This is a genomic window from Flagellimonas eckloniae (assembly GCF_001413955.1).
Lineage (GTDB): Bacteria > Bacteroidota > Bacteroidia > Flavobacteriales > Flavobacteriaceae > Flagellimonas > Flagellimonas eckloniae.
Genome location: NZ_LCTZ01000002.1, coordinates 180,476 through 206,535, shown reverse-complemented (window position 1 = coordinate 206,535; position 26,060 = coordinate 180,476). Strand labels below are relative to the sequence as shown.

General features: G+C 38.9%; 25 protein-coding genes. 13 read left to right on the top strand and 12 right to left on the bottom strand.

Translation table 11 applies throughout. The annotated features are described in order from the left end of the window. Window positions 1–236: 236 nt before the first annotated feature. The 4 genes from AAY42_RS00995 to AAY42_RS00980 form a co-directional block, all read right to left on the bottom strand. A complete protein-coding gene (locus tag AAY42_RS00995; protein ID WP_055392150.1) occupies window positions 237–998 on the bottom strand; it encodes a LytR/AlgR family response regulator transcription factor in 762 nt (253 codons plus the stop codon). Then, window positions 995–2,134, bottom strand: coding sequence for a sensor histidine kinase (locus AAY42_RS00990; RefSeq protein ID WP_055392149.1), 1,140 nt, complete (start codon window positions 2,132–2,134; stop codon window positions 995–997). The genes AAY42_RS00995 and AAY42_RS00990 overlap by 4 nt, the downstream gene beginning before the upstream one ends. Window positions 2,135–2,256: 122 nt before the next feature. After that, complete coding sequence (locus tag AAY42_RS00985; protein WP_055392148.1) at window positions 2,257–2,898, bottom strand: hypothetical protein; 642 nt, start codon at window positions 2,896–2,898, stop codon at window positions 2,257–2,259. 20 nt (window positions 2,899–2,918) lie between these two features. After that, on the bottom strand, window positions 2,919–3,128 hold the full coding sequence (locus AAY42_RS00980; protein ID WP_055392147.1) for a hypothetical protein: 210 nt from the start codon (window positions 3,126–3,128) through the stop codon (window positions 2,919–2,921). Between the two features lie 505 nt (window positions 3,129–3,633). Between AAY42_RS00980 and AAY42_RS00975 the strand changes: the two genes are divergently transcribed. From AAY42_RS00975 to AAY42_RS00945, 7 genes are all read left to right on the top strand, one after another. Then, a complete protein-coding gene (locus tag AAY42_RS00975) occupies window positions 3,634–4,158 on the top strand; it encodes a DUF4251 domain-containing protein (RefSeq protein WP_055392146.1) in 525 nt (174 codons plus the stop codon). A 100-nt stretch (window positions 4,159–4,258) separates the two neighbouring features. Further along, on the top strand, window positions 4,259–4,678 hold the full coding sequence (locus tag AAY42_RS00970) for a hypothetical protein (protein ID WP_139063592.1): 420 nt from the start codon (window positions 4,259–4,261) through the stop codon (window positions 4,676–4,678). Window positions 4,679–4,734: 56 nt separating this feature from the next. After that, entirely contained in the window at window positions 4,735–6,036 is a 1,302-nt protein-coding gene (locus AAY42_RS00965) for an anaerobic C4-dicarboxylate transporter (RefSeq protein WP_055392144.1), read from the top strand. A 20-nt stretch (window positions 6,037–6,056) separates the two neighbouring features. After that, window positions 6,057–7,481, top strand: a complete 1,425-nt coding sequence (gene aspA, locus AAY42_RS00960; RefSeq protein WP_055392143.1) for an aspartate ammonia-lyase — start codon at window positions 6,057–6,059, stop codon at window positions 7,479–7,481. A 188-nt stretch (window positions 7,482–7,669) separates the two neighbouring features. After that, window positions 7,670–8,803 (top strand): porin, encoded by a 1,134-nt coding sequence (locus AAY42_RS00955; RefSeq protein ID WP_175288706.1) that lies wholly within the window; start codon window positions 7,670–7,672, stop codon window positions 8,801–8,803. A 26-nt stretch (window positions 8,804–8,829) separates the two neighbouring features. Then, the gene (locus AAY42_RS00950; protein ID WP_055392141.1) at window positions 8,830–9,441 is read left to right on the top strand and encodes a trimeric intracellular cation channel family protein; all 612 of its coding nucleotides are present in this window, start codon (window positions 8,830–8,832) and stop codon (window positions 9,439–9,441) included. A gap of 37 nt (window positions 9,442–9,478) precedes the next feature. After that, window positions 9,479–10,624, top strand: a complete 1,146-nt coding sequence (locus tag AAY42_RS00945) for an acyloxyacyl hydrolase (RefSeq protein ID WP_055392140.1) — start codon at window positions 9,479–9,481, stop codon at window positions 10,622–10,624. A 30-nt stretch (window positions 10,625–10,654) separates the two neighbouring features. Here AAY42_RS00945 and AAY42_RS00940 read toward each other — a convergent pair whose 3' ends face one another. The 5 genes from AAY42_RS00940 to AAY42_RS00920 all read right to left on the bottom strand — a co-directional run bounded on the left by AAY42_RS00940 (window position 10,655) and on the right by AAY42_RS00920 (window position 16,368). Beyond that, a complete protein-coding gene (locus AAY42_RS00940; RefSeq protein WP_222836827.1) occupies window positions 10,655–11,623 on the bottom strand; it encodes a S1C family serine protease in 969 nt (322 codons plus the stop codon). 74 nt (window positions 11,624–11,697) lie between these two features. Further along, window positions 11,698–12,348, bottom strand: coding sequence for a hypothetical protein (locus AAY42_RS00935; RefSeq protein ID WP_055392138.1), 651 nt, complete (start codon window positions 12,346–12,348; stop codon window positions 11,698–11,700). Window positions 12,349–12,420: 72 nt separating this feature from the next. Further along, window positions 12,421–13,614, bottom strand: a complete 1,194-nt coding sequence (locus tag AAY42_RS00930; RefSeq protein ID WP_055392137.1) for an acetate/propionate family kinase — start codon at window positions 13,612–13,614, stop codon at window positions 12,421–12,423. Then, window positions 13,611–15,710, bottom strand: a complete 2,100-nt coding sequence (gene pta, locus AAY42_RS00925; protein WP_055392136.1) for a phosphate acetyltransferase — start codon at window positions 15,708–15,710, stop codon at window positions 13,611–13,613. Before pta ends, AAY42_RS00930 begins: the two co-directional genes overlap by 4 nt. Window positions 15,711–15,885: 175 nt before the next feature. Then, the gene (locus tag AAY42_RS00920) at window positions 15,886–16,368 is read right to left on the bottom strand and encodes a hypothetical protein (RefSeq protein WP_055392135.1); all 483 of its coding nucleotides are present in this window, start codon (window positions 16,366–16,368) and stop codon (window positions 15,886–15,888) included. A 550-nt stretch (window positions 16,369–16,918) separates the two neighbouring features. Between AAY42_RS00920 and AAY42_RS00915 the strand changes: the two genes are divergently transcribed. The 6 genes from AAY42_RS00915 to AAY42_RS00890 all read left to right on the top strand — a co-directional run bounded on the left by AAY42_RS00915 (window position 16,919) and on the right by AAY42_RS00890 (window position 21,822). Further along, window positions 16,919–17,428 carry a single-stranded DNA-binding protein gene (locus AAY42_RS00915; protein WP_082433282.1) on the top strand — a complete coding sequence of 170 codons (510 nt, stop codon included), beginning with the start codon at window positions 16,919–16,921 and terminating at the stop codon, window positions 17,426–17,428. A gap of 88 nt (window positions 17,429–17,516) precedes the next feature. Further along, complete coding sequence (locus tag AAY42_RS00910) at window positions 17,517–17,966, top strand: JAB domain-containing protein (protein WP_055392134.1); 450 nt, start codon at window positions 17,517–17,519, stop codon at window positions 17,964–17,966. A 10-nt stretch (window positions 17,967–17,976) separates the two neighbouring features. Next, window positions 17,977–18,198, top strand: a complete 222-nt coding sequence (locus AAY42_RS00905; protein WP_055392133.1) for a hypothetical protein — start codon at window positions 17,977–17,979, stop codon at window positions 18,196–18,198. 369 nt (window positions 18,199–18,567) lie between these two features. Next, a complete protein-coding gene (locus tag AAY42_RS00900) occupies window positions 18,568–19,149 on the top strand; it encodes a BfmA/BtgA family mobilization protein (RefSeq protein WP_139063590.1) in 582 nt (193 codons plus the stop codon). After that, window positions 19,149–20,228 (top strand): MobB family relaxase, encoded by a 1,080-nt coding sequence (mobB, locus tag AAY42_RS00895; RefSeq protein ID WP_055392131.1) that lies wholly within the window; start codon window positions 19,149–19,151, stop codon window positions 20,226–20,228. The genes AAY42_RS00900 and mobB overlap by 1 nt, the downstream gene beginning before the upstream one ends. A gap of 13 nt (window positions 20,229–20,241) precedes the next feature. After that, the gene (locus AAY42_RS00890; protein ID WP_055392130.1) at window positions 20,242–21,822 is read left to right on the top strand and encodes a type IV secretory system conjugative DNA transfer family protein; all 1,581 of its coding nucleotides are present in this window, start codon (window positions 20,242–20,244) and stop codon (window positions 21,820–21,822) included. A gap of 311 nt (window positions 21,823–22,133) precedes the next feature. On the opposite strand, the gene AAY42_RS00885 is transcribed toward AAY42_RS00890, so the two are convergent. From AAY42_RS00885 to AAY42_RS00875, 3 genes are read right to left on the bottom strand one after another with little or no spacing between them, the layout of a single operon-like run. Next, entirely contained in the window at window positions 22,134–24,146 is a 2,013-nt protein-coding gene (locus tag AAY42_RS00885) for a DUF3732 domain-containing protein (RefSeq protein ID WP_055392129.1), read from the bottom strand. Further along, window positions 24,146–24,664, bottom strand: a complete 519-nt coding sequence (locus AAY42_RS00880) for a three component ABC system middle component (protein WP_139063588.1) — start codon at window positions 24,662–24,664, stop codon at window positions 24,146–24,148. The genes AAY42_RS00885 and AAY42_RS00880 overlap by 1 nt, the downstream gene beginning before the upstream one ends. Window positions 24,665–24,666: 2 nt before the next feature. Beyond that, the gene (locus AAY42_RS00875) at window positions 24,667–25,926 is read right to left on the bottom strand and encodes an ABC-three component system protein (RefSeq protein WP_055392127.1); all 1,260 of its coding nucleotides are present in this window, start codon (window positions 25,924–25,926) and stop codon (window positions 24,667–24,669) included. Between the last annotated feature and the right edge of the window lie 134 nt (window positions 25,927–26,060).

Genomic DNA, 26,060 nt, shown 5'->3' with positions numbered 1-26,060 from the left:
TTGATTTTTTTTAAATGTGTGGCAACAATTGCATAGCATCATTAATGCTATTCCACCAATAAAAATAGTATTTATTTTTAGTAATTTTCCTACATAGGGTTTTATTCCACTCGAGCATATTCTGGGTAGAAGTACTCCATTTCTGTCACCGCTAATCGGTTAGACAGACATATAGTAGGTTGTAACCTTGACTTGCTACGATTTTACGAGCATTAAACCAATACCATTTCTTGACGCTAAGAATTCACCCAATTTTTAAACTGCGTGGCTTTAGCTTTGCTGACTACAATTCGCTCGGATGTTGGGGGATTTACATTGACAATGAGCTTACCTCCAAAATACTGTTTGATTTTTGCAATGGCATTCCTGTTTATAATAAACTGACGATTGGCCCTATCGAATAAAGTGGGATTCAATTCTTGTTCTATGTCCTCCAATTTTTTGTCCATCGAAAACACCTTATTCAATAAGGTTACTACCTTGACTATTCCCGTATCGATATAAAAATAGGCGATATCTTCTGTTTTAATGGGAATGAGTTCATCCCGATGGGAAATCAGATAATTCGCTTTGTAGTTTTTTTGCTGACCCTGTAGTAAATGCATGATATCAGAAATATCCGTTTTGGATATCGATGGTGCATGGGTTAGATTTTTGTACTTATCAAGAGCTTTCAAAAGTTCTTCTTCATGTATTGGCTTTAAGATATAATCAATGCTGTTCACGGCAAAAGCTTTTAAAGCGTATTCATCATAAGCCGTAGTAAAGATTATGGGCGGAGTCACTTTTACCTGGTCAAAAATTTCAAAACTTAATCCATCAGCCAAATGGATATCCATGAAAATCAAATCCGCTTCATTTTGTTTTGAAAAATAGGAGATGCATGACTTTACTGTATCCAGCACGGTAAGCACTTCAATGTCCGGGTCGATAGCATTCAGCAGGTATTTTAAATTATCACTTGCCGTGACCTCATCCTCTACAATTATAACTTTCATAAAGTATAGCTTAATGGTAGTTTTACCCTAAAGGTATTATTTGTGTTGGTTATCATAATTCGGTTTCCGGTCAACATTTCATAACGCTTGTTCAAATTGGCCAATCCATTGCCCGTACTGTCCACATAAGTGCTTTTAGGTTGAATTTTATTTTCCACGATCAGATGATTTTCATCTATAAATATTGCTAGATGAAGGGGCATGCTTTCTGATATTTCATTGTGTTTTACGGCATTTTCAACCAATAATTGTAACGCCATTACTGGAATTTTGGCATGGAACCACTCATCGTTAATTTGAATGTTTATGGAAAACCTACTCTGATATCGGGCCTTGATCAAATGCACATAACTCTCTAAAAAGGTAAGTTCTTCTTTAATGGTCACCAAATCTTGATTGCCACTCTGTAATATATAGCGGTACAGGTAAGAAAGTTTATTTACAAAAGTAGTGGCAGGCTTATTATCCCTGATCAAGGTGTTCAACGAGTTCAAAGAATTGAACAAAAAATGGGGGTTTACTTGATTTTTAAGGGCACTGAGTTCACTTTTTAATTTCTCTTGCTTCAACCGCTCTTTTTCCAGGACATCCTGTTTGTGGATTAGCTGATACCGCAATACACCTGATACAAAAACCAGTATCAGGGCCACAATGAAGTATACGAAATGGATAAGTCCCAACTCATTGGGGTTCACATTTTGACCTACAAGGATGGGATAAAGGGAATTGAAAATAACTACCGAAACACTAAATACAAATACATTTACCAAGATGGTAATGGCAAGTCTCTTTGACCTTGATGCTATCTTGATTGAATATTTCCAATTGGTATTAAATTGTAATACGGTCCAAAACAGAATTCCCGCGAAAACGAATCTAAAAACAATATCACCTACGGTAGCTATGCTAAAGGTGGTTGTTAACTGCTCAGTAATGTTATATAGTATTAAGACCCTAGGCAATGTTAGCACCAACGCCACTAGGAGCGTAATTGACACAATAACACCCTGTCCGATCTTTTTAAATCTCAAAGTACTGCTCGTTTTTGCTAGTTTGGAATTAAGGTCTCTGTACGAAGTTAAAAGATTTTGCCAAGTAGGGTAATCAATAATTTCGAAAAACTTTATTTTATCCATATGTCATTTTTTTATTTACAAAAAACTGCCGAAGTCCCTACGAATCTTCGGCAGTCCATCAACCACATCATCAATCATCATCTTAAACTAAACAACCAAAAAACTAACCAACTATTTTAACTTTACTTTGTCAAATTCTTTACGATGCTCTTTGAAAAATCTTCTGAGGTAATACCCAAACTATTGGGGTTGTCAACCTTGGAAGTAATTACTGAAATCAACTGATTTTCTGTCGGATTTGTTAAATCATAGACCAAGGTTTCCAGAATATAAGTTATACCCTCCACTTCTTTAGTATGGTAGTCTGTGTAATAAGACCCAGTATAGCCATAAAAACTTCTATAGCGATGGTATCTATATGGGAAGGGATCTCGGTAAAAAGCATCTCCTGTTGTAATTGTTGTTGTATATTCTTTTGAGTCCAGTAAATGAGATACAATTACTACATCAATATCATTTTCGCGTAGGTTTTGAATCACCTCTTCAATTTTGTCTTTTTCTACCTTTTTTGTTGGGTCACTAAATGGAAACTTAATGTGACTTTCTACCGATGAGTATCCATTTTCATTTAAAACTTGGACCATATCCTTTTCAAAACGGATTTGTACACTTCGATCTTCTGTTTTGCTTACCACCAAAATATTTTTGTCTTTGATATTTAGTGTTTTTATGCCCCTCCAGGAGTCCGTCACCTTAACCGAAGAACATCCGAAAAGAAAACTGATTAGTAAGACAAGTCCGATTACTGATGTTAAATTTCTCATGATTATTAGGCTTTAATAATTTAAATGAATAGTGGAGTGATATCCTTTTCGGAATCATACGGGCTATGTGTTTTAGAGCTTTCTTTTTTTGAGAACAATTGTCTTAACCAAGTGTTTAATTTCTTACCGATTTCCATAACAAACTTGATCAAGGTGTTTTCATTGGAAATAGGACTTATGCCATATCCGGTTACATGTCCTGTGCTAATATGTACTTTATAATTTCTCATGATTTCTTGATTTTTAATTACACCCCAAAAGTACGGTCACCATACCCGCCGGATGGGGTGAAACTATCTCAAACGACTAAAAATGCAGGTGAAACGACCTATCTGAAGAGTGAAGCAATTTTGAAAAACGAAGCCTTATTCAATTGTATAATGTAAGAATCTCAAGCACCTCGAATAAGCTAAAAAGAATGATTGCTCGGCCTAATATTAATTTACATTATCCAGAGGTCATTTCAGTGGGGATTTTGGTCGTTTCACTTAAAAAACCATGATTCCATGCTTCCTATTGAGACATCTTTGTTGTGTAAATGAATAATAATTCACACTTAAACGAAACGTAACCTTTTAACTATTTCAATCATGAATGTATTTATATCACTATTAAAACTTACACTAATAATTAGCCCATTGATTATAATCGGTGTACATGGACTCATCAAGGTCAAAAAAGATTATGAAAATCAGCGAAAGTAACTGCTGCATGAATAAATGAAGCCTAGAAATCATGAAAAAACAAATCACATTAGCTTTGGTTGCGCTATTTACCTTCGGAAGCATTTTAGGACAAAAAAAGTCAGAACAAAATCAAGGAAAGGAAGAAGTAGTAGATGGACAATACACGAAGATTAAACAATTGATTCTTTCAAAAACCTATTATTTTGAAGCCGACAGGGTTAGTCCAATAGGATTTGGAACAATTGACCTAACCGGGAATTCAAATTATCTAAAAATATTCAATGATAGTGTTGATGTATACCTGCCCTATTTTGGAGTGCGCTATACTGCCGTTGGGCTGGGAGAAAGTGGGGGGATAAAATTTACCGAGCTCATTGAAGACTATACGGAAAGATACAATGATGACAAAAAGAGAATTAGTATCGATTTGAAAGCAATACACCGAGGAGAATCATTTGATATAAAATTAATAATTTACAAAAACGGGAGTACCTGGGTGATGGTCCGGAGCTCCAGTAGAAGAGGGATAGGTTATTGGGGGCATATTCAAACAGATGAGCAGGGACCTTTATAGATTTAACACTTTTTAACACTTTTGTTCAACCGAATTCCATTGAAAAATGAGGTACATTTAAGTGCCAAAGAGGTGTTTGATAAAAATTAAAAATAAAATCATGAAACAAGTACTATTCGTTCTCCTAATGATATTTTCTCTGTCAAGTATCAATGCGCAAGACTTAACTTCAGCACAGAAAGAACAACTCGAATACAAGGTATCTGTATTTATGTCCAATGACAAAGAACTTCAAGAACTCTGGTATGAAGACCGCATGGATAAAATGAAACTACAAGGAAAGTTGCGTGAAGATTACCTGAAAATGGTAAAGTATCACGCTTTAAAAATGGAACAACTCAAAGGAGAAAAATTTGAAAGTAGTGCTGACCAAATGAAATCAAAACTCCAAGAGCGTGTTCAGCTTATGGAAGTTGATGTAAAAGATGTTCTAGACCAGAATCAGCTAGAAATACACCAAAAAACGTGGAAAGCCATAATCAATGCCGTCATTCTTAGAGACGGCTTGAATGTGAAATAAGGCAAGATTTGATTTCACTTAATAAAACATACTATAACCATTAAACTTAGCATACTATGATTTGGATAGAATTACTCGTCGTTCTCTTTTTTATTTTCCTCGGTTCCAAAATGGGAGGTATAGGCATTGGATACGCTGGTGGTGCCGGTGTAGTGGTACTCACTTTAATTTTTGGGTTGGATGCCGGTTCGGTACCAGTAGATGTCATTCTCATTATAATGGCGGTTATCTCCGCCATAGCCGCAATGCAAAAAGCGGGAGGATTGGATTATCTGGTTCACCTCTCTGAATCCTTACTTCGTAAAAATCCAAGGCGGGTTACTTTTTTAGGTCCTACCGTAACGTATTTCATGACCTTGTTTGCAGGTACAGGACACACTGCCTATGCCGCTTTACCAGTCATAGTGGAAGTTTCAAAAGAAGGAAATGTAAGACCTTCAAAACCGTTGAGTATTTCAGTAGTGGCTTCACAAATTGCTATTACCGCTTCACCTATCTCAGCCGCGGTAGTAATTTTTGCAAGCTTTTTGGAACCACTGGGAGTGTCGTATTTGCAACTGTTGGCCGTAGCCATTCCTTCCACCATTTTAGCGTGCGTTGTGGGTGCTATTGTTGCGAACAAGTTGGGCAAACCCCTTGACCAAGACCCTGTTTATCAAGAACGTGTAAAAGCAGGTTTGGTAAAGCAGAAAAGCGTCGAAGCACATAAAGATACCAAAGAAGCCAAACGGTCTGTGGGCATCTTTTTGATTGCCATAGCCATCATAGTCACCTATGCTACCATTATCTCTAAGAAAGTAGGGCTGATTGAAAACCCCACCATTCCACGCAATGAAGCAATTATGGCGGTCATGTTATTGGCAGCGACTGTCATTGCCCTGGTATGTAAACTGAAAATGGCCGATATCCCAAGTATGTCAACTTTTAAATCAGGTATGAGTGCTGCTATTTGTGTATTGGGTGTAGCCTGGTTGGGCGACACTTTTGTCAGCAACCATATTGAAGAAATTAAAGAAGCCGCGGGAGGAATGCTTAACCAATACTCTTGGCTACTTGCCGTAGTGTTGTTCTTTGCCAGTATGCTATTATACTCTCAGGCCGCTACTACCACAGCTTTGATGCCGGCAGCTTTGGCATTGGGAGTAAGTCCCATAGCGGCTATAGCCTCATTTGCTGCAGTAAGTGCCTTGTTTGTATTACCTACCTACCCTACCCTTTTGGCAGCAGTAGAAATGGATGATACAGGAACTACCAAAATAGGCAAGTACGTGTTTAATCATTCCTTTATTATTCCGGGTACAGTTACCATAGCAGCAAGTGTACTATTCGGATTTCTCATAGGAAGCATCGTATTATAAATTAAGAAAAGAATACTATAATGAAAACAAGAACAGAAGAAGATTTGTTAGGAAAAATGGAGATCTACGATGAACTCTATTATGGCGTCCATACAAAAAGAGCTGTGGATAATTTTAAAATTTCGAACTCAAAAATTGGAGATTTCCCAATATTCGTAAAGGGGTTAGTGTTGACCAAAAAGGCCTGTGCAGCTGCAAATAAAGAAATTGGAACTATTCCAGCAGATAAGGCAGATATGATTATTCAATCCTGTGACCATATTCTAAGTGATTTAAAAAAGTATGCGGTGTTTTTTCCTTCGGATGTTTTCCAAGGTGGCGCGGGAACTTCGGTGAATATGAATGCCAATGAAGTTATTGCCAATGTGGCACTGGAACTCAATGGACATTCTAAAGGAAGCTATGATATTTTGCATCCCAACGATCATGTAAACAAATCGCAGTCTACCAATGATGCCTACCCAACAGCCTTTCGGGTTGCTGTTTTTTACTATATGAACCATCTGTTGGAAAAAATCAATGTACTTACAACAAGTCTTGATAAAAAAGCTGCTGCTTTTAAGAATGTTATAAAAATGGGAAGAACCCAACTTCAAGACGCCGTACCAATGTCTTTAGGCGATGAGTTTGGCGCTTGGTCAACAAATCTCAAGGAAGAAACGAAGAACTTAAAGCACTCCCGTGATTTGATTTTGGAAGTAAATCTTGGTGCTACGGCAATAGGTACGGGTGTAAATGCTCCTGATGGATTTACTGAACTTTCCATTGGATACCTTCAACAATATACCAAAGCAAGTTTTATAAAGGCCGAAAATCTCATAGAAGCCACCTCCGATTGCGGAGCATATGTTATGATATCCGGAGCTCTAAAAAGAACTTCAGTCAAGCTTTCGAAAATATGTAATGATTTGAGGTTACTTTCTTCTGGACCGCGTTGTGGATTAAATGAAATCAATCTGCCTGAAATGCAGGCAGGTTCGTCCATTATGCCAGCGAAAGTGAATCCGGTGATTCCAGAGGTAGTAAACCAAGTGTGCTTTAAGATTATTGGCAATGACGTAGCTATTTCTTTTGCTGCAGAAGCAGGTCAATTACAATTGAATGTGATGGAGCCCGTAATTGCACAATGTATGTTCGAGTCGGTTGAATTGCTTTCGAATGCTTGTGTTACCCTTGCTGAAAAATGCATCAATGGCATCACGGCCAATGAAGAGCATACCAAACAAATGGTGTTCAACTCTGTCGGAATCATCACCTTTTTAAATCCTTACATCGGTCATCATATGGGGGATGTTTTAGGAAAAGAGGCAGTTGCCACAGGAAAGAACATTCGGGAATTGGTACTTGAAAAAGAACTGCTTTCCGAAGAAGAATTGGATAAAATATTGAGCGTAGAAAACCTCATGCACCCAAAGTATACGGCAACGTTGCACAAACAGGACTGATTATCCAAAGAACAAATAGTTATCTATTAATCCTTTTAGTATTAAAGCGCACTGTGTTAATTAGGTTTTTTTTAAAGACGCTTTGAAACTAAAATGCCCAGAGAGTATTTCCATCATAAACATTGCGGAAATGAATGCAAGAGCAACAAAGTCAAAAGTATTTGGATAAAAAAATTAAATCGAACCCTATGAAAAAGTTGACCACTACATACGGAAAAGCAATAGTACTAGCAGTAACCCTGCTCCTCATACAAGAAACTCAGGCACAGACTACGTCCAACTCCAATGACGATAGTAATTGGTTTGACGAAATTACTTCGCGAGTAAACCCTTATGCCAGTATTCGTATAGGCGCGGGATTTGATGAGGATGGTGAGATAGGAATTGGTAACAATGCCCCTCGTGCCGGGATACGATTCAAACATGCATTATCTCCAAATGAGGGGGATAATTTTAATGCCATCGGAAGGGTTGAACTTGGTTTTAATCTCGTATCAAGGGATGAAACCATCGAATTTGCAGTAGATCCAGGGGCGGGAATTGCCCAGGTTGGGGATGCCGTTTTTAGCAGACTGGGCTGGTTGGGGATCACTTATAAGGACTTTCAACTTACGTTTGGGAAACAAAATTCGGTTTACTATACTTTAGGTGCTGTCGAAGTGGATAAAACCTTGGCCTTTGGTGGCGCGGGTATTGGGGTTTGGAATATTGCGGATGGCGGTGTTTCCGGAACAGGGCGTGCCAATCAGGTTATGATATTAAAATATGCCAAAAATGGGCTGAGTTTGGGCGCACAAGCACAGGTCAGAAATATTTCGGAGAACAACGAATCTATAGACACCTATGGCTTCGGAGCCAACTACAGAATCGACGGATTCGGTATCGGGGTGGGGTACAACAAGGTAAACGATGGTGTTGAAGACCCATTGCCCGATCAAGCCAAAGAGGGCGACGAGTCTTTTATCGTATCTGCATCCTATGAAAAAAATAGGTTCACCGTAGCGGCTTCTTATGCCATTTTAAACCAACATCAACAAGTTGGGGATGTTTTCTACGATGGCACGGGTCTTGAGTTTTTTGGTCGGTACAAGTTTTCAAAAAATGAAAGGTGGCATTTAGGGTTGGGGTACAACTATCTAAAACCAAAGGAAGATGAAAACTTAGGGGATTTTGACACAAAATTCGTTATTACGGAGTTAGCGTATCGGTTTAAAAAATCCAGTTATATTTCGGCCTCTTCCCGTATTGATCAAAGCAAGGATATCAATGGGGACAATAGAAGATCCAGCATCTTTGGCATCGGTATTCGTTTTGATTTTTAATCCAATATATTTGCCAAAAACTGCGAATGGGATTTTTCGATATTCTTGATATGCTCGGCACAATAGCTTTCGCCATTTCCGGAGCATTGATGGCTATTAAACGCGAAATGGATGTTTTTGGAATCTTCATTGTTGCCTTCGTTACGGCATTGGGGGGAGGTATTTTAAGGGATGTCTTTATCGGAAATACACCCGTTTGGTGGATGGGACATTTCTATGTGGTCCATTTTATAAGTATCTCTGTTCTTTTGGCTATACTCTTCCGAAACAGGATATATTTTTTGGTAAAATCTCTTTTTATATTTGATACCATAGGCCTTGCTATATTTACAATCAGTGGTGTGCAAATAGGGGTTTCCGCGAATCTTGACCCGGCCGTGAGTGTTGTACTGGGAATTATGACGGGATGTTTTGGAGGGGTAATTCGGGATATTTTATGCAATCAAATCCCGATTATTTTTAGAAAAGAAATTTATGCTTTAGCCTCTCTAGCTGGTGCTTTATGTTTTATCATTTTATACTCCTTGAATTTCGATAAAAACATATCGTATATCAGTACGATTGTCCTAGTGGTTGTGATACGGGTTTTAGCCGTAAGATTTAGTATTTCCCTTCCAACTTTCACTATTAAAAAATAAAACAAATCCTTAAAAAACTTACTTTTAAATTTCACCTATGATTAGATGCTTTATCCTTTGCTTATTTTGTTCTTTCTTCATAGCTAAGGCTCAAACTATATCAAATGGGGAAATATCTAACACATTTAAGTTTCTTGAAATCAAATCGCATTATGGAGCTTTTTTAAAATCTGACAATGCGCTCGGGAATAGTGGAGTCCTCGACAATGGTTATGGCGGGATTACTGCAAAATTAGGATGGCAACCTACCGACCCGAAAGGCTGGGCAAGCAGATATGGCTATCCTTCTTATGGCATAGGAGCCTATGTAGGGTTTCTGAATGATGCTCAAGTATTTGGGGTGCCCAATGCAGTTTATGGCTTTATCAATTTTCCGATTTCTAATTCCGATAGAAAAAATGTTTTTAGCATTGAACCGTCGCTGGGGCTTACCTATAGTCTGAATCCTTTTGATTCGGAAGAAAATCCGATTAATGAATCCATTGGGGCCCAAGCTGCTGTGTACTTCAATTTGGACTTTGGTTTTGCCTATAAATTCTCGCGTGAACTTGATATTCTTTATGGTATCGATGTGAGCCATTTTAGTAACGGCTCAACCTTTCTGCCCAATAACGGTCTTAATCTTTATGGAATCAATCTAGGATTGCGATACCATTATAATGCCGAACAAAGAAAACAAAACCAAGATGTGTTTTCTGGTGATCTGTTGCCCGCCAGATTCAATCGTCCCACGAAGTCGCCCCGTGACATCACCTCTGAAAACGCATTGAGTATTTACTTGGCCGGTGGATTTTCGCAGCGTGATGAAGACCAAGGTACCAATACACTTTATGGGACAGGTTCACTGATCCTGGATTATGAACATCGTTTTAATGAAATGCACGGTGTAACCGGTGGCTTTGATTTGTTTTGGGATAATAGGTTACGAAATTTTGAAACGTCAGAACGTTTACTCTCCGGGGTACATGTAGGTTATGATTTCATGTTCTATAAATTAACTGTCAAATTCCAAATTGGCACATATCTATCTGGTGATAGGGGAAAAGGCGGTTTTTTTATGAGACCCGCTTTACGGTATGATTTTAATAAACATATCTTTGCACAAGTAGGGTTAAAAACCTTAAATGGTGGTGCGGCAGATTATATCGAATATGGGGTAGGCATTAAACCCTTTAAATGGTAATAATAAATTACATAGAAATTTCATGAAGCATTAATTTCTTAAAGCTATTATTTTTCCTTCTCTAAGTACTTCCAAAACAATTGGATCTCCAGATTTTACGGAGGCTGCGTAATCCCCTAATTTTTTTAAGGTTTCATCGGTCATCTCAAATCGAATGCCGTTGATTGCCAAAATGATATCCCCGCCCAATAAAATATCTGTGTCGTTTATGGTTGCCTTTACGGTTCCTCCCCTTAAACCGAGTTTCCCGTAAGGAGATGATCTGACCACGCGTTGCACCAATAGGCCATTCTTTTGTGGAACATTGAGCAGTTTGGAAGCATCTTCGGATAGTGGAAAAATTTCTGCACCGGACCAAGGAATACTCCGTTTCAATAAGAGCTCTTTTACAATATTGGAAGTTGCCGCAAACCCAATTCCTTGAAATCCTCCGGTTATTGTCTTAATATGACTAACGATTCCTATTACCTCTCCTTCAAGATTAAACATCGGGCCTCCGGAATTTCCAGTATTTATAGCAGCATCCGTCTGCAAATATTCACTATTGGTAAAGGGGTTGCTTGCGTTGCCATTTTTGATTCTCCCACTAACATAACCAGATGATAACGAATGTGCCAACCCATATGGAGCTCCAACAACAAAGACTTGTTCACCTACCTTAACCCTGTCGGAATCTCCCAAAGTCACCACTGATGCATTTTTTTTTGGGAATGCCAAAGTAATCAAAGCAATATCAGGTTCATCAAAACTTGATGAGACAGTAGCTCCAATTATTTCGCCATCAAAAAACTGAACCAAAACACGTTCGGCAACACCAACAACATGGGCCGCGGTCAAAATCTGGGTTTCCGAGATCAAGAAACCGGAACCCAATCCCTCTGAACTTATCATTTGGCTATAAGCTCCAACCTGTTTTAACGCTTTTTCTTCCGTAAGAATCACAACAACCGCTGGATTTACATCTTCATAAAGTTTGGACAGATCTTGCGCCAAATTCATTTGACAACATAAAATGAAAATAACAAATACAAGTTTAGTTGCCATTTGAAGATATGTGCTGGAAAGGGTCATGTTCATTTTAATTCATTGGTAATCAGTTTTGCAAAAGCCTTTTGGACACTATTTCCAGAACTGGGGTTGGTAATCTCTGTAGTTAGTACGGACAAAAGTCGCTTTTTATCTTCCAAGGCCAAATTATATATCACTGCTTCTAAACTATAGGTTGTTGAGGTTAAGTAAGTGGTACTTTCCTCAATTTCCAAAGGCGGCAGCTTCGGGGGTGCATGCATATCATCATAATAACCCCTTAGGGTTATATATTTATTGCCATAATAATCCAATAAGGAATTATGGCCTTCAGACCTCTGGGCCTTTACTTGTTCTTGGACATCTTTGAGTGCAGTTAACAGCAAAATATCGAATCCCTCCCTTCGGAACCTTGCTACCAGTTGCTCAATCTTTTCGCTATCATTGGCATCTACCTTTCTTAAGTTTGGAAAGGACAAATGGCTTTCTTTAGCAGAGATGCCCTTTCTTCGGAGACTGGATGCAATTTCGTTTTCATATGCTTTTCTGATGGAATCATCAGGCGTTCTTGATATTACCAACACCCGTTTTCCTCTGTAACTTTCAAAATCTTTGGATGTATAAGAGTCAGATAATTTAAGTGAAGAGCACCCCGTGCCTACCAAGATGAAAGCCAAAATGTATAAGTACTTTGTCATATAAGCCAGTATTTAGATTTAATAGCTGTGAAAATTAAATCAAATATTATCGATGCTAAAATAAATAAAGATTTATTGCTCCAACAGGGAGCAACTTTGCTTTGCTATTTCCAATTCTTCATTGGTGGGAATGACCAAAAGACGTACTGCGCTTTTAGCACTTTGGAATTCAGCAATTGTGTCTTCGGTGCCAATTTCCAAGTTTTTATCTTGATTCATGACGATTCCCAATATTTCCAAATCCGTACATACCATTTCCCTCAGAATCGCTGAATTTTCTCCAATCCCGCCTGTAAATACCACAGCATCCAAACCATTCAATAACGCGGTATACGATCCAATGTATTTTTTGATACGATGGGCGACCATCCGTAAAGCAAGGATACAATCTTGATTTCCATTGTTGGCCTCTCTTTGAATGTCCCTTAGATCAGAATATCCTGTTAAACCCAAGAGCCCACTTTTTTTCTGCAACATTTCATTGATGTCCTTAGAACCGAAACCAAAGGTATCCATCAAAAAGAAAATCACGGATTGATCTATATCACCGCTTCGCGTCCCCATGATCAATCCATTTGATGGTCCAAAGCCCAAGGAGTGTTCAATACTTTTCCCCTCTTTTATAGCGGTAATACTGCAACCATTTCCAAGATGAATGCTAATGATGTTGTTGCTTTTTCCTTTAAGATGTTCCATGGCTCTTTCAGAAACATATTTGTGACTGGTCCCATGAAAACCATACACTCTTATATTATGCTTTTCTGTCAGCTCCTTGGGAATGGCATAATTATAGGCTTTTTTAGGAATGGTCTGATGAAAGGCTGTATCAAAGACAGCAATTTGTGCGGCCTTTGGAAACAATTCCATCGCTGTTTCTATACCGACAGCGTTTGCTGGGTTATGAAGCGGAGCCAGAGAAGAAAGCCTTTTTATGGTCCTTAGAACATCGGAACCGATATGAACCGGGGCATCAAAGGCATCACCACCATGAACCACTCTATGTCCTACAGCATCAATTTCTGAATGGTCCAAGAGGACCCCAATTTCATTGTCGATCAACATTTCTATAATTGCACTCAATCCTGTGGAATGGTCTTTAAAATATTTGGTATCGTGCACTGAATCTTTTTGGCTTTGATAGTGGATTTTTCCATTCTCTTCTCCCAAGCGCTCGACTAGGCCCTTACATAAAGTTTCTCCTTGAGGCATTTGTATTACCTGGAATTTTATGGAAGAGCTGCCAGAATTGATGACTAAGATTTTCATATTTGGGATTTGTTTTCTTGCGCTTGTATTACAGTGACCACTACTGTATTAAAGACGTCGTCAACAGTACACCCCCTGCTCAGGTCATTCACAGGTTTATTGAGTCCCTGGAGCATGGGGCCAATGGCCAGCGCCCCGGTTTCACGTTGTACAGCCTTATATGTGTTATTTCCTGTATTGAGATCCGGAAAGATCAAAACATTGGCCTCTCCAGCCACTTTTGAATCGGGCATCTTGCTTTTGCCCACCAAGGGGTCCACCGCTGCGTCATATTGTATGGGTCCCTCGATCTGTAGGTCCGGATGGGATTTTTTGACCATTTCGGTGGCTTGGCGGACCTTCTCGACATCTGCTCCCTTTCCAGAGCTACCCGAAGAATAGGATAGCATGGCCACTTTCGGAGTAATTCCGAAGGCCATGGCAGAAGCCGACGAGGAAACGGCAATCTCTGCCAATTGTTCCGCGCTGGGATTGGGATTGATGGCACAATCTCCAAAGACCGACACCCGGTTCTCCAAACACATAAAGAAGACCGAGGAAACAACTCCGATCCCCGGTTTTGTCTTTATGAACTGTAGTGCGGGCCGTATGGTATGCTGTGTGGTATGCACCGCACCGGAAACCATACCGTCGGCATGCCCTAGGTGGACCATCATCGTTCCAAAATAAGAAACATCGAGCATCATGTCCCTGGCCATGTCCATATTGACCCCTTTGTGCTTTCGCAATTCGTAAAATGTATCAACATACTGATCAAAACATTCCGCGTCTCCTGGATCCACAACATTTAGCTGCGATATGTCAATATCCAGGCCGGTAGCGTTCCGCTCTATTTGACTTTTTTTCCCTAATAAGGTAATGTCGACAATATCCATAGACACCAATTCAGATGCCGCCCGTAGAATTCGCTGGTCTTCTCCTTCCGGGAGCACAATATGCTTCTTGGCCTTCTTTGCCCTTTGCAGCAATTTGTACTGGAACATTCTTGGGGTAATACCTTTAGGTTCAAACGTCTGTAACCTTTCCAGCAATCGTTCCCCATCAATATATTTGGAAAAAAGTGCCAGGGACGCATTGATCTTTTGTTTGCTCTCGGAGTATATTTTGGACCGTATGTTCCCCACGCTGTTGGCAGCATCAAATGTTCCATGCTTGACTGAAATGACCGGGACATGGTTCTGGAAACCTTCCAAAAGTTTATGTATCGCGGGCTCAGGATGCAATCCCCCGGTGAGCACAATTCCCGATATTGACGGGTAATTGTCAGACAGGTTGGCCTGTAGTGCGCCCAGGATGATGTCAGATCGATCTCCAGGGGTGATCACTAGGCTGTTATCACTCAAGTGTGTAAGGTAATTGTGCAATTGCATGGCACCCACACCAAAGCTGCCGGTCTGATTATTGAGGTAATCCTTTCCAAAAAGCACCTCACCCTCAAGGGCATCCACAATTTCCTTGATAGTGGGATGTGACAGCTTTTTGACCCGGGGTACCACGAAAATTTCGGTCCTATCCTCCATTTCCCGTTTAAGACGGTTTTTTACCAGTTCCAGGTTTTCAGGACGCACCTTATTGGCCACTGCCCCCATTACATTAATCCCTTTCTTCAAATAACTGTTAACCGCAGATTCAAGATTACCACAGAACTCTTCCAGGGTCTTGCCTTGGGCATTATCCACCAGTACCGTCGCAATACCCAGATTTTTGGCAATATCGATATTTAGATCAAATTCAATGATACTTCCATCGCTTGAAAAATCGCTCCCCTCTACCAATACAAAATCGAATCGTTCCTCGAGGTTTTTGTACTTCTGGATAATAATATCTAGGATTTCCCCGTGCCTACCATCATTGAAAAGTTCAATAACCTGGGTTTGGGTCAAGGCATAGGCCTGTTCATGTTCAAGGTCCAAATTAAAATGGGAGATAACCGTGCTGATATGGTTGTCCAAACCATCTGTTTTGATATCATCGATTATGGGTCTGAAATAACCGACCCTGGCCATTTTTCCCAATAACAATTGCATTAACCCGAGGACAACCAGTGATTTTCCACTATGTGATTCCAGAGTAGCAACATAAAGTGCTTTGTTCATGATTTTGGATTAAGTTCAATTCCCAATTAAAGATAGAGAAATAGAAAAAATGAAACTTGGTTATACATAAAATACTGATATAAAAAGGAAAAACCTCAATGGGGGTTTCCCTTCTAAAAAAACCTTTTTCCAAGGTCCTCTGGAGTTCAATTTGAACCTCTGGACTGACTTTTTCCTAATGGTGGACCCCTTCCTCTGTTCTCGAATCAAGATTTCCGATACTATTTTGATCGCCGATATTTACCGGAACCGTATAGGTCAAGTACATATTTTCTCCATTGGTGTCCTTGCCTTGATAAAATTTAAACACATAAGGTTTGGTCTGCAAAGCCTGAAACCGAATTGAAAATGTGGTCTCCTCTGTGCTTTGGGTACAATTATCCCCTTCTTCGATATAAGCTATGGGGAAGATAAGCCTCTCATCTCCTTTATATACATAGTTGAATTCATCATAATATATGTAGCAGCTGTTTGGCAATTCTATGGTAACATCGATATTATAGATATTTCCATAGTCAAATTCATCAGGAAGGTCTGCTTCTAACACATTTACATATACCGAACGGAACACGTCGTCATCCTTGTCATCTTTACTGCAGGATGACAAAGAAATGGCAAGGACGAAACTGATAACTGTTAAATACTTTAAATTTCTCATGATGCTATTTTAAAATTTTGTTCAAATGTATCTGAGGACAGGATTTGAAATTGTCCCTATTTGAGTGAAACGTCCTAAATCTTGCTTGAAACGGCCCCACATAGATGTAAGACATCAACCGTTAATTCTCCATACAAGGTGTTTGTTCCTTTTGGCTGTGCCATGGTCTATTGCCTTTACTCTGATTTCATTTTGAACACCCCTTCCATTGCCTTCACAGTCCTTCCTTTTTTGACCGCAAAAAAACAACATCCGTTCTTGGAGACGGCATAAACCAGGCCCTGCACGTGCAGGGTCTCTTTCTTATACGTCTCTCCCAAGTCCGGATATTGAATCCAACTAGCAACAAAAAAGGGTAACAGCGATAGGCACTATGGGAAGTAAATCAAAAACAGAAATCATGAAATCATCCATAAACCACAAAAACGGCACCGCAAAAAGGTTAAAAAAACAAAAAAGGGAAAACGCTCAGGATATAATAAGTAAATCAATTTTTAATAGCCTGATGAAAAGGCAAAATCCAAATAGTAACATTTTAAATTTTTAAGTCATGAGTACATTGAGAAACAAAGTTCAATTGATCGGAAATGTGGGCAACGAGCCCAAAATCACCAACTTGGAAAGCGGTAACAAAGTCGTCCGTTTTTCCATGGCGACAAACGAGTACTACAGAAATGCACAAGGTGAAAAGGTACAGTCCACGCAGTGGCACTACGTCGTCGCTTGGAACAAGAAAGCGGACATCATAGAACAATATGCGCACAAGGGAAAAGAATTGGCCGTAGAGGGCAAACTGATCTCCAGAAGCTACACCAATGAAATAGGGGTAAAATGTTATGTGACCGAAATCGTGGCCAGTGAAATTCTATTGCTGGGTGCTAAATCAGGGGATACTTCGGTAAATGAAATCCAAGCGGAAACAGAGCAAGTTACCAAGAAAGATAATGCGATTGTAGAAACTCCTGACAATGGAAATCCCAAAGGGGCGGGACAAGAGAAAAAAAAGTCACAACGGACGACAGGAAGAAGCACTTCAAAGCGTAACCAAGAAGCTGCCTAATAGATATTCATATTCTAAAAAGTAAGGAGGGCGACACCGTGGAAAGTTACGCCCTCTTTTTCATTATAAATCCGATAAAGAAAATACAATGAGAGAGCAAGTTAACGAAATAAAAATAAGCTATCATGAAACTCCTACACCGCTTTCCCATCCAAAGATCACTTCCTCATCCGATGCGGTCGCAGTGCTTTTTTCACATTGGGAAAAAGGTACCATTGGGCTTCGGGAATCCTTTAAGATCGTACTGCTGAACAACAGCAATGGGGTTAAGGGAATCTTTGAGATCTCTAACGGGGGAATCACGGGAACTTTGGTCGACCTCCGCATCCTTTTTGCCGTCATTTTGAAATCCCTGACGGTGGGCATCATCCTTGCCCATAACCACCCCTCGGGAACCCTCAAGGCAAGTTCCCCAGACGTGGAGATCACCAAAAAAATCCAACGGGCAGCAAGCTTTTTTGATATCAAGCTACTGGACCATATCATCCTTGCACCGGATGGGAGTTACTACAGTTTTGCCGATGAAGGCATCATTTAAACTTAGGACTATGATATATTTAAATTTTACCCATTTGGATAAGGACACCCAAGAGCATTTGTTATCCCGATCAAGATCGAATATCGAAACCAAATACGGCGAACAGCTGAAACGATATGCCCAAGAAAACGATATCGATCTTGAAGCTCTTTTAGAAGAGACCTGTCCTGAGCGTGATCGAGGGAAAGCACAACGAAATTTATATGCCTATGAATACATATGTGATCCCTGAATTAAAATCCAAGTGAATCCAAAGGGCAGTTCTTAAACTGTCCTTTTTCATTTTTGGAAATTCAAGAAAACCATCCTTCCCTTACAAAAACTTCAAAACAGACCTTCCCATACTCTTAAAATCAATCCTTTTCCCTAAAAAACAGCACCCAGCGAATACCTTGGTGTTCGTATGGATTTTCGACCCGCTGGCGGGCGAAAAGGAATAGCAAGAGGGTAGCGCGCCAAGGCGACGCTACGAATTTGATTTGCTCCGCAAAGCATTGAAAACAAAGGGGTTTTCGAAGGTTTATGAGTAAGGACAAAAAATGAAATGTACTGTAAATGCCCTCAAAGCACCTGTGAACACTGAAAAAAGTTACTGTAAACCATGGAAAAGAAACATAGGACATATCGGTATTCGGCCATCAGCATCAAACATGCCGTTGCTGTGCGGTTCCGTTCCTTTTCCAAGAAAATGGCCCAATCCCATTCCGAATGCCTGGAATCCATCATGGACTTTTTTGAGTGGCATGGGCTCGACCCTTCCAAAAAGTTTGGCAGGAGCATCATCCAAGAAGTTCTAAAGAACCGGGAGCGTACCAATACCTCCATCAAAAGGAACGAGGCCACCATTGCCATCATCCGTGACATCGAAATCAACCAGACCAAGCCCAACAATGCCATGCTGTTGGCCCTCTTCGGGGAGGATGCCAAGACCAAAAAAACCATCCGAAAAGAAAAAAAACTAATCGAAAGGAAAGCGGAACCAGCCGGCGAAATCGAAGTGACCGTTCCCAAGATCCGCTATGAACGCCTCACTGAAAAATTGGAAAAAGTAAAACAGGATTATAGCTATGTACTGGACAAGGTGGAGCTGGTCAAAGGAAGTTTTGGCAAGGCTTTTTTTAAACTGGAACTCACTCCCTCTGAGCTTGAAAAATTCAAAAGAACCCTTAAAAACAATGCGTGATGCACATCAATATCACCCCACAGAAAATCGGTCCAAAACATGAAACCTACAACAGTAGTGTGACCGATTATGTCAACTATTTAGAGAAGGAAAACGAAGGGAAACACCCCGAACTGCAAGAGCATTTCTTTGACCAGAACAATGACCATATCAGCCCTGAAACCGTCATTTCCGAGATCGATGGGAACACCAAAAAATTGAAGAAACGCGACCCAAAATTCTATTCCATCGTCATCAGTCCCAGTGCCAAGGAACTGAAACATATCAACAACGATCCCGCCCTACTCCGTTCGTATACCCGTGAACTCATGAAGGACTATGCGGCCTCTTTTTATCGTGACAGAAAGGTGACCGTCGATGATATCAAATACTATGCAAAAATCGAGCATGAACGCACGTTTCGGGGCTTTGAAAAAAGGGTTCAGGAGAACGCTCCCTACCGTAAGCAAATCGCCAAACTCCAAAACGATATGGCCAAGGTTCGGCGTGGGGAATTGGAAGGAAACCTCAAAAAAATCCAACGGAAAATTGACCGATTGGTGGCCGAAGCTCCACATAAGATCAACGGAAAACTGGTGACCGAAGGCACAAAAAAGGAAGGGTTTCAGACCCATGTGCACATCATCGTAAGCCGCAAGGATGTCACCAATACCTATAGTCTTTCCCCTAATGCCCAGCACAAAAAGAACGTAACCATCCTTAATGGAAAAGAACAGAAACAGGGCTTTGACCGTAACCGATTCTTTGATGCGGCCGAGCAGCGGTTTGGCAAACTCTTCGGGTATCAGCGGAGTTTTATCGACCAATACGGCGCCAAAAAGCTCTACCAAAAAGACCCAAAAAAGTTCTTTGCGCTGGTCGTGGGCCTGCCCGCCAATGAACGGGAACTGGCCTTAAAATCCCTGTACAAACTGGGCATCCCCACCAACCAAAAGGGTATGGCCTTACAACTGTTCCGCAAGGCAGGGCTGAATGTTCCCAATATCCCAACCAACAAGGTACAACTTGCGATGAAAGCCTTCAACCAACTAAAAAAGGGAATGAAACGCGCGATTGAATCAGGATCAATAGGCGTCTAAAAAATAGAACGATATGGAAAATTATTTACTATTGATACTGTTGTTTTTTATTGGGATAGCCTTTGAATATCTGCTCATCCGTTTTCTGAAAAAAGGCTTTTATATCTCCATTTTGCTTTGGGTGGTATTGGCAGTAATCTTCTATTATCATTTGCCCACCACACTGTTTTTAAAGTCGGTTTTGTATGGCGGACTCCCCCTCCTATTCTTGGCCATTCTCTTCTTCGTTTACGTGGCCAAAGAGGAAAACCCGACCAATATCCATGAAAAATATAGGGCCATTCTCCACACCAAAGGATTCCGTTTGGCCCTTGGCAACATCCGTCGAGGCATCTCGATTATCGGTTCGGCAGGGAGCGGCAAAACCGAAAGTGTCGTCCATGGACTGTTCCAACATTTAGGGGCACACGGGTTCTGTGGGGTGATGCACGACTACAAGAATTTTGAGATCACCGAGATGGCCTATCCCATCTTTAATGCGACCGATAGGGACTTTTATATTATTTCCTTTGGGCCTATCTACAACCGTGTCAATCCCATTGCCCCAAGATATATTCCCGATGAGGAAAGCGTCCATGAAATCTCCCGAGTCCTCCTCGAAAACCTCTTGGAACTGAAAGAATCTGGAAGTACGGGAACCTCGAAATTTTTCAATGATGCTGTTGAAGGGCTCATTGGTGGTCTCATCTGGCGATTGAAAGTGGACTATCCTGACTATTGTACTATACCCCATATGATTGCGCTGTACCAGCATCTGGACACCGCCGAATTGGTGGAGTTCCTAAGTGCGAATGTGACATCAAAGGCCATCGCGGATGCCTTTATCAGTGGGGTGGATTCCGATAGGCAGACGGCAGGGGTCAAGAGCACTTTGGCCAATGCGTTTAAGAAGATCAGTACTCAAAAAATATTCATGGTGTTGTCGGCGGATGAAGTGCCTTTGAACGTCAACGACCCCAAGACGCCTTGCGTTATTTCTGTGGTGAATGACCCTAAAAAGGAAACTTCCCTCTCGCCTGTCATTGCCACTGTCATTCATTCCATCACCAAACAAATGAGTGAACGAAATCGCTTGTCCTCCTTTCTTTTGATGGAGGAAGCGGCAACCCTTAGGTTGTTGAATATGCACCGTATACCCGCTACTTTACGGAGTTATGATATCGCAACTATCTATGTGTTACAGGACAAAGTACAGAACGATATGATGTATGGTGATAAGGCCAGCAAGGCCATCTTGAGCAATCTGTCCTATCAATTTTTTGGGAAGGCCAATGACCCAGATACCGCCAAATATTACGAACGGTTTTTTGAAATCGTAAAGAAGGAAACTCGGAGTATAAGCAAAGGACATTCGCTGAATTTTGATACCCGAGTGACCCAAGGGGAAAAGGAAGTGGCCAAACGAAGGGCGGATGCCTTTTATGGGTTACAGCAAGGGGAATTTGTGGTGTTTTTTGATGGCAAGGATAAAAAGGTACGTTTTAGGTTGCCCCAAATTAAAAGGGATTTACCGAAGCCTATGGTTATTGGCGCTGAAAAATTAAAAGTGAATTTTGAAAGGATTCATCGAGAAGCCCAATCAATCTTTAAATAATGTAAAAGTTTACTACAAGTGCTAAAAAGGTTATACAAGTACACTTTGGCCAACGTTTACTCGAACTTCTGATGATTTCAATGTTCATCATTCTTATAGAGTCCAATTTGCCTTATCAAATTAGTCGTTTCTATTTTGATCCATATTTAGACTATTGAACTACCTGAAAAACTCTTTGCAGAAAGCGGATTTTGTTAAGAGTACGACTATTTTTGATTATGTTCTAGGGAGTTCAAATACAATTCTGAAACCATGGTCAAAGGGCATAAAGTAAAGAGTTTGAAAGTTTTAATGATTTTTATCAGAACTGGTTACAACCACTGTCTTGGTATAAGCGCTTCATAATTATCAGTATTTTCTTCTCCTCTCCAGACTCCTACAAGATTAAAAACATCATCGTCAATGTTTTTCCATGTGGTCTTGGGAACATGCTCCAGAATAATTAACTGGACAGAATTACCAGTATTTTTCATAAACTGGCTACAAGCTTCAAATATTTTTTTTGTATCCTCTATATCTTTGGATCCTTTTTCTCCTTCTTTTTCTTCAAATTTATCAGGGTAATAAACTTGGCTTGGTTGATCAAGAACTAGAAATGAAGGAACAAAATTAGGTTTACTAGTCTCTTTCAGTTTAACAAAGAATTCATGTAATCCAAGCATGGTAGATATGTGATAGCCCATATAATTGGCGCCACTACCAAGTCTTGAAAGAAAGTACTTATTCTGTGTCTTCGTATCTTCAACTTTTATATTGAGGCTTTGGTCAGGGTCTAAATGCACCCTTTTGGTATTCTTATCTTCAATTGGAAGTGTTTTTACATACTTACCTATTAACTTAGTTAATTTGGACAGTGACAAACCTTTATCAAAATGCCCTTCTAGTTTTTTAAGTTCTGCCTTTTTAGTAGAAATTTCTTCTTGTAATTTTTCTATCTCTTTTTCAAGAGAACCAGATGGGGCTATCTTTCTCAAATTATCCAGTGCATGCTCTATCTTACCAATAAACTCGAATGTTCTTTGATAAGACTTTTTGTCTTCTTCAACCTCATCCAATATAATTTTCAGGTTTGAATCAATCTTTTCAATCAATTCTTCTTTGACTCTAATTTCTTTAACTACATCAGTTCTTTCTTTTTCAAAAGAAAACAACAATGAATTAGAATTTTCCAAGACAACTCTGTTACTATTCTTTTCTTCATTCAATGAAAGCAGTTCTTCAATAGCCTTTGTAGACTCAGAATCACAAAAAGGACAAATATTATCTCCCTTTTGATTCAAAAACCATTCAACCGGTTTTAATCTATTCTCTTTTTCCCATGCAACATCAGATACATATTTATCCTTAGAAATATCAATTTCTTCAATTTTATAGAGAGTTGTTTTGAGCTTATCCAGCTCCCTTATGAGATTCCCTCTGGATTCATTCAAATCATTTATTTTGTCTGAAAATCTCTTTGCTGAACCTTTTTTGTATAAAAGACCTTTTTTAGAGTTAGATACTATATTGGACAATTCATTCTGCAAAAGGCTAACAGTAGAACTACTTATATCTATGTCAGAATTAGTCAGCCCTAATTTTACAGCTTCTGAATAGTATTCATAAATATCAGATTGCCAACTTTCATACTGCCCTTTTATTTCTTCTAATTTCAGAGTTTTCTTTTTTTTATCAGTTTCCAAATCACTGATTTCCTTATCCAATTTGAGGATGTCATATGACTTATAACCAAGAATTAATGGGAAAATGGTTTTAAGTTTTTGCAAATGCTCCCAAGTATCAGTTTTATAAAACATGGTTGATGGGTTTGCAATAATATTTTGAGTCTGAAATTGAAATGCAGCAGTATCCCTAAAACTAGCTGGTGAATCAAAGGGGTTAGTAGAGTCGTCATCAGTTTTAATATTTTTAAAGCCTGACATTTCACTCAACACTCTTTTAATGTACTCAGTATTTTGTTTATAAGCACTCTTATTTTCCAACCATTTATTAGTTCTCAAAGCTAAATCTTCTCCCTTTTCATTCTCCTTGTAGAAATACATTGTGGATTTAGATTCATCATAGTTTTCTCTACCAATAAATAAATATTCATTGTTATATTTCACATATAAAGCAAATACTTCAACGGTATTTCTTATAGTGCCAACAGGGATGTTACATTCTCCACTACCTAGACAATAATCTATTATATCAATAATGGCTGACTTACCCCTTTGACTATAGCCAGTAATAATATTTATTTTGTCTTCCTTAAAAGTTATAACTCTTGGAGACAGTTCTCTGTCTTTTGGATAAAGAATGATGTTTTTAATATATAACCTCATTAGAATCTTATATTTAATTCTAGTTGAATATTTTTTTCTGTGTTTTTTGCAAAAATATGCCCAAGTTTATGAGCACTGTTTTGAATATTTCTAACTATATTTTCTCTGCCTATACTACTAGGAATAGATATTTTTTCAGATTTAAAACCATACAAAATTTCAATGGTCTTTTCATTCTTGTTATAATCCATTATTTTTTTACTGAATGTCAAGTTTAAGGCATCAAAGGTTTGAGGAGACATTTTATTTGCTCTATCCTGCAGACCTAAAATTATTTCCCTATCACTTAAAATAGCTGTATAGAGTTCATTTGAACTTCTAAAAACCTCCCTAGTAGTTTTATGATAAACAATGGGCAAAACAAAAAACAGGTATTTAAGTTTAGGGAAGTTCAGTTTTTCTGTTTTATTCCTTGCTACCTTATAATATCCTAAAGTGAAGCTATGACATGCCAAAGCGCTTATTGATACATTCTGCATGACATCATATAGGTTAAACTCTTGGTTTATCTTATTCATAATTACTTTTTGAAATGTTCCTCCCAATCTGGATGCCAACCTATCATAGGGATGTTAGATAGTTTCAAAAAACTACCATTTTTGATGTAGACATTATTAGTAGTGAAGCTATAATCATCGGCAAAATTGATATTCAATTTTTTCATTATAAAACTATATATGTCTAGTGCTAAATGATTCTTTTCATCATCACTATATTCAGCTATATCATGAACAACTTTGTCATCAAAATATGATTGCCATTCTTCATAACATAAGTCAATGAACTTATTAAAGTCTTCTTTAGTAAAATCTCCTATTTCGTTAATTAGATATGCATGCTCTATTTCGAATCTTATGAAATCTTCAATTGCATTTTTAATAGTCCTGTCCTTTGCATCTGGTCTTCTTGAAATGAGTTCAATTTGTTTAACAAATAGCTCACTTCTCTTTGCCTCAATTTCAGTGTCATCTATGCTAAAACTGTGTTTTGCTCTAAAAACAGCATTTATAACCGATGGGGTGTGAATCAAAGATTGATATTTACTATCCATTTGCTTCTTTGTAAATTCTGCAACTTCAGAATTTCTCCATTTATAAAGACTATGAGAAGTCAACCAACCTATCATTCCTTCATAAACATTGTTCTTCTGCAAATCAGTGAACTGTTCTGAATTCAAGTGTAGTTTATTATGGATAGATTCTTTTAAATCTGAGTTGTCATCAATCTTAATTGAAGGCTGTATAACTTCAAATACATCAATCTTTTTTATTATAAAATCGATTAGGTCTAAAATGGCCTTGATTGATTTCCCTTTACTGGGGTCCTCTTTAATTAATTGATCTAGCTTTTCTCCTTGAGAAATTCTTAAATTAGATATCCTATCACTTACCTCATCAAATAGGTTATTACAAATAAAATACAGTATTGAATTTGAGGAGATAGGCTTGTTTGTAGAGCAAATAAAAGTTACGTTCTTATCAAATATTCCAGCTTCAAATTTTTCAATCCATATTTGAAAGGTTCGCCATAGTGCATAGGAAGTATCTGCAAAAGTAGAACCGCTCTGAGAGATACTATGCTTGGATTGGTCAGAAATTAAAACAGTGCCATCACTTTTGTGGGTAGCAATATCATCAACATCTTCAATACTGACATAATCAGTATCAGTTTCTAAACTTGAAAGTAATAATAATGCTCTTTCAAATTGAAATAAATATCCAGACAAGGGTCCTTTAGCTGTATCTGTAACAACTTGGCTTTTCTCTTTTGATTGCTCCATAAAATATCCATAGCTTTTTACAAAAGCTCAAGTGTATTATCAATATAAGATAGAGGGGAATAATATTACAGGTTATGTAATATTTTTAAAGATATGACAATATACATAATTGTCAAAAATGAATGATTCATTTA

Coding starts and splice junctions, on each gene's coding strand:
- AAY42_RS00995 (WP_055392150.1), bottom strand. CDS start 998: ATGAAAGTTATAATTGTAGAGGATGAGGTCACGGCAAGTGATAATTTA.
- AAY42_RS00990 (WP_055392149.1), bottom strand. CDS start 2,134: ATGGATAAAATAAAGTTTTTCGAAATTATTGATTACCCTACTTGGCAA.
- AAY42_RS00985 (WP_055392148.1), bottom strand. CDS start 2,898: ATGAGAAATTTAACATCAGTAATCGGACTTGTCTTACTAATCAGTTTT.
- AAY42_RS00980 (WP_055392147.1), bottom strand. CDS start 3,128: ATGAGAAATTATAAAGTACATATTAGCACAGGACATGTAACCGGATAT.
- AAY42_RS00975 (WP_055392146.1), top strand. CDS start 3,634: ATGAAAAAACAAATCACATTAGCTTTGGTTGCGCTATTTACCTTCGGA.
- AAY42_RS00970 (WP_139063592.1), top strand. CDS start 4,259: ATGAAACAAGTACTATTCGTTCTCCTAATGATATTTTCTCTGTCAAGT.
- AAY42_RS00965 (WP_055392144.1), top strand. CDS start 4,735: ATGATTTGGATAGAATTACTCGTCGTTCTCTTTTTTATTTTCCTCGGT.
- aspA (WP_055392143.1), top strand. CDS start 6,057: ATGAAAACAAGAACAGAAGAAGATTTGTTAGGAAAAATGGAGATCTAC.
- AAY42_RS00955 (WP_175288706.1), top strand. CDS start 7,670: ATGAAAAAGTTGACCACTACATACGGAAAAGCAATAGTACTAGCAGTA.
- AAY42_RS00950 (WP_055392141.1), top strand. CDS start 8,830: ATGGGATTTTTCGATATTCTTGATATGCTCGGCACAATAGCTTTCGCC.
- AAY42_RS00945 (WP_055392140.1), top strand. CDS start 9,479: ATGATTAGATGCTTTATCCTTTGCTTATTTTGTTCTTTCTTCATAGCT.
- AAY42_RS00940 (WP_222836827.1), bottom strand. CDS start 11,623: ATGAATTTGGCGCAAGATCTGTCCAAACTTTATGAAGATGTAAATCCA.
- AAY42_RS00935 (WP_055392138.1), bottom strand. CDS start 12,348: ATGACAAAGTACTTATACATTTTGGCTTTCATCTTGGTAGGCACGGGG.
- AAY42_RS00930 (WP_055392137.1), bottom strand. CDS start 13,614: ATGAAAATCTTAGTCATCAATTCTGGCAGCTCTTCCATAAAATTCCAG.
- pta (WP_055392136.1), bottom strand. CDS start 15,710: ATGAACAAAGCACTTTATGTTGCTACTCTGGAATCACATAGTGGAAAA.
- AAY42_RS00920 (WP_055392135.1), bottom strand. CDS start 16,368: ATGAGAAATTTAAAGTATTTAACAGTTATCAGTTTCGTCCTTGCCATT.
- AAY42_RS00915 (WP_082433282.1), top strand. CDS start 16,919: ATGAGTACATTGAGAAACAAAGTTCAATTGATCGGAAATGTGGGCAAC.
- AAY42_RS00910 (WP_055392134.1), top strand. CDS start 17,517: ATGAGAGAGCAAGTTAACGAAATAAAAATAAGCTATCATGAAACTCCT.
- AAY42_RS00905 (WP_055392133.1), top strand. CDS start 17,977: ATGATATATTTAAATTTTACCCATTTGGATAAGGACACCCAAGAGCAT.
- AAY42_RS00900 (WP_139063590.1), top strand. CDS start 18,568: ATGGAAAAGAAACATAGGACATATCGGTATTCGGCCATCAGCATCAAA.
- mobB (WP_055392131.1), top strand. CDS start 19,149: ATGCACATCAATATCACCCCACAGAAAATCGGTCCAAAACATGAAACC.
- AAY42_RS00890 (WP_055392130.1), top strand. CDS start 20,242: ATGGAAAATTATTTACTATTGATACTGTTGTTTTTTATTGGGATAGCC.
- AAY42_RS00885 (WP_055392129.1), bottom strand. CDS start 24,146: ATGAGGTTATATATTAAAAACATCATTCTTTATCCAAAAGACAGAGAA.
- AAY42_RS00880 (WP_139063588.1), bottom strand. CDS start 24,664: ATGAATAAGATAAACCAAGAGTTTAACCTATATGATGTCATGCAGAAT.
- AAY42_RS00875 (WP_055392127.1), bottom strand. CDS start 25,926: ATGGAGCAATCAAAAGAGAAAAGCCAAGTTGTTACAGATACAGCTAAA.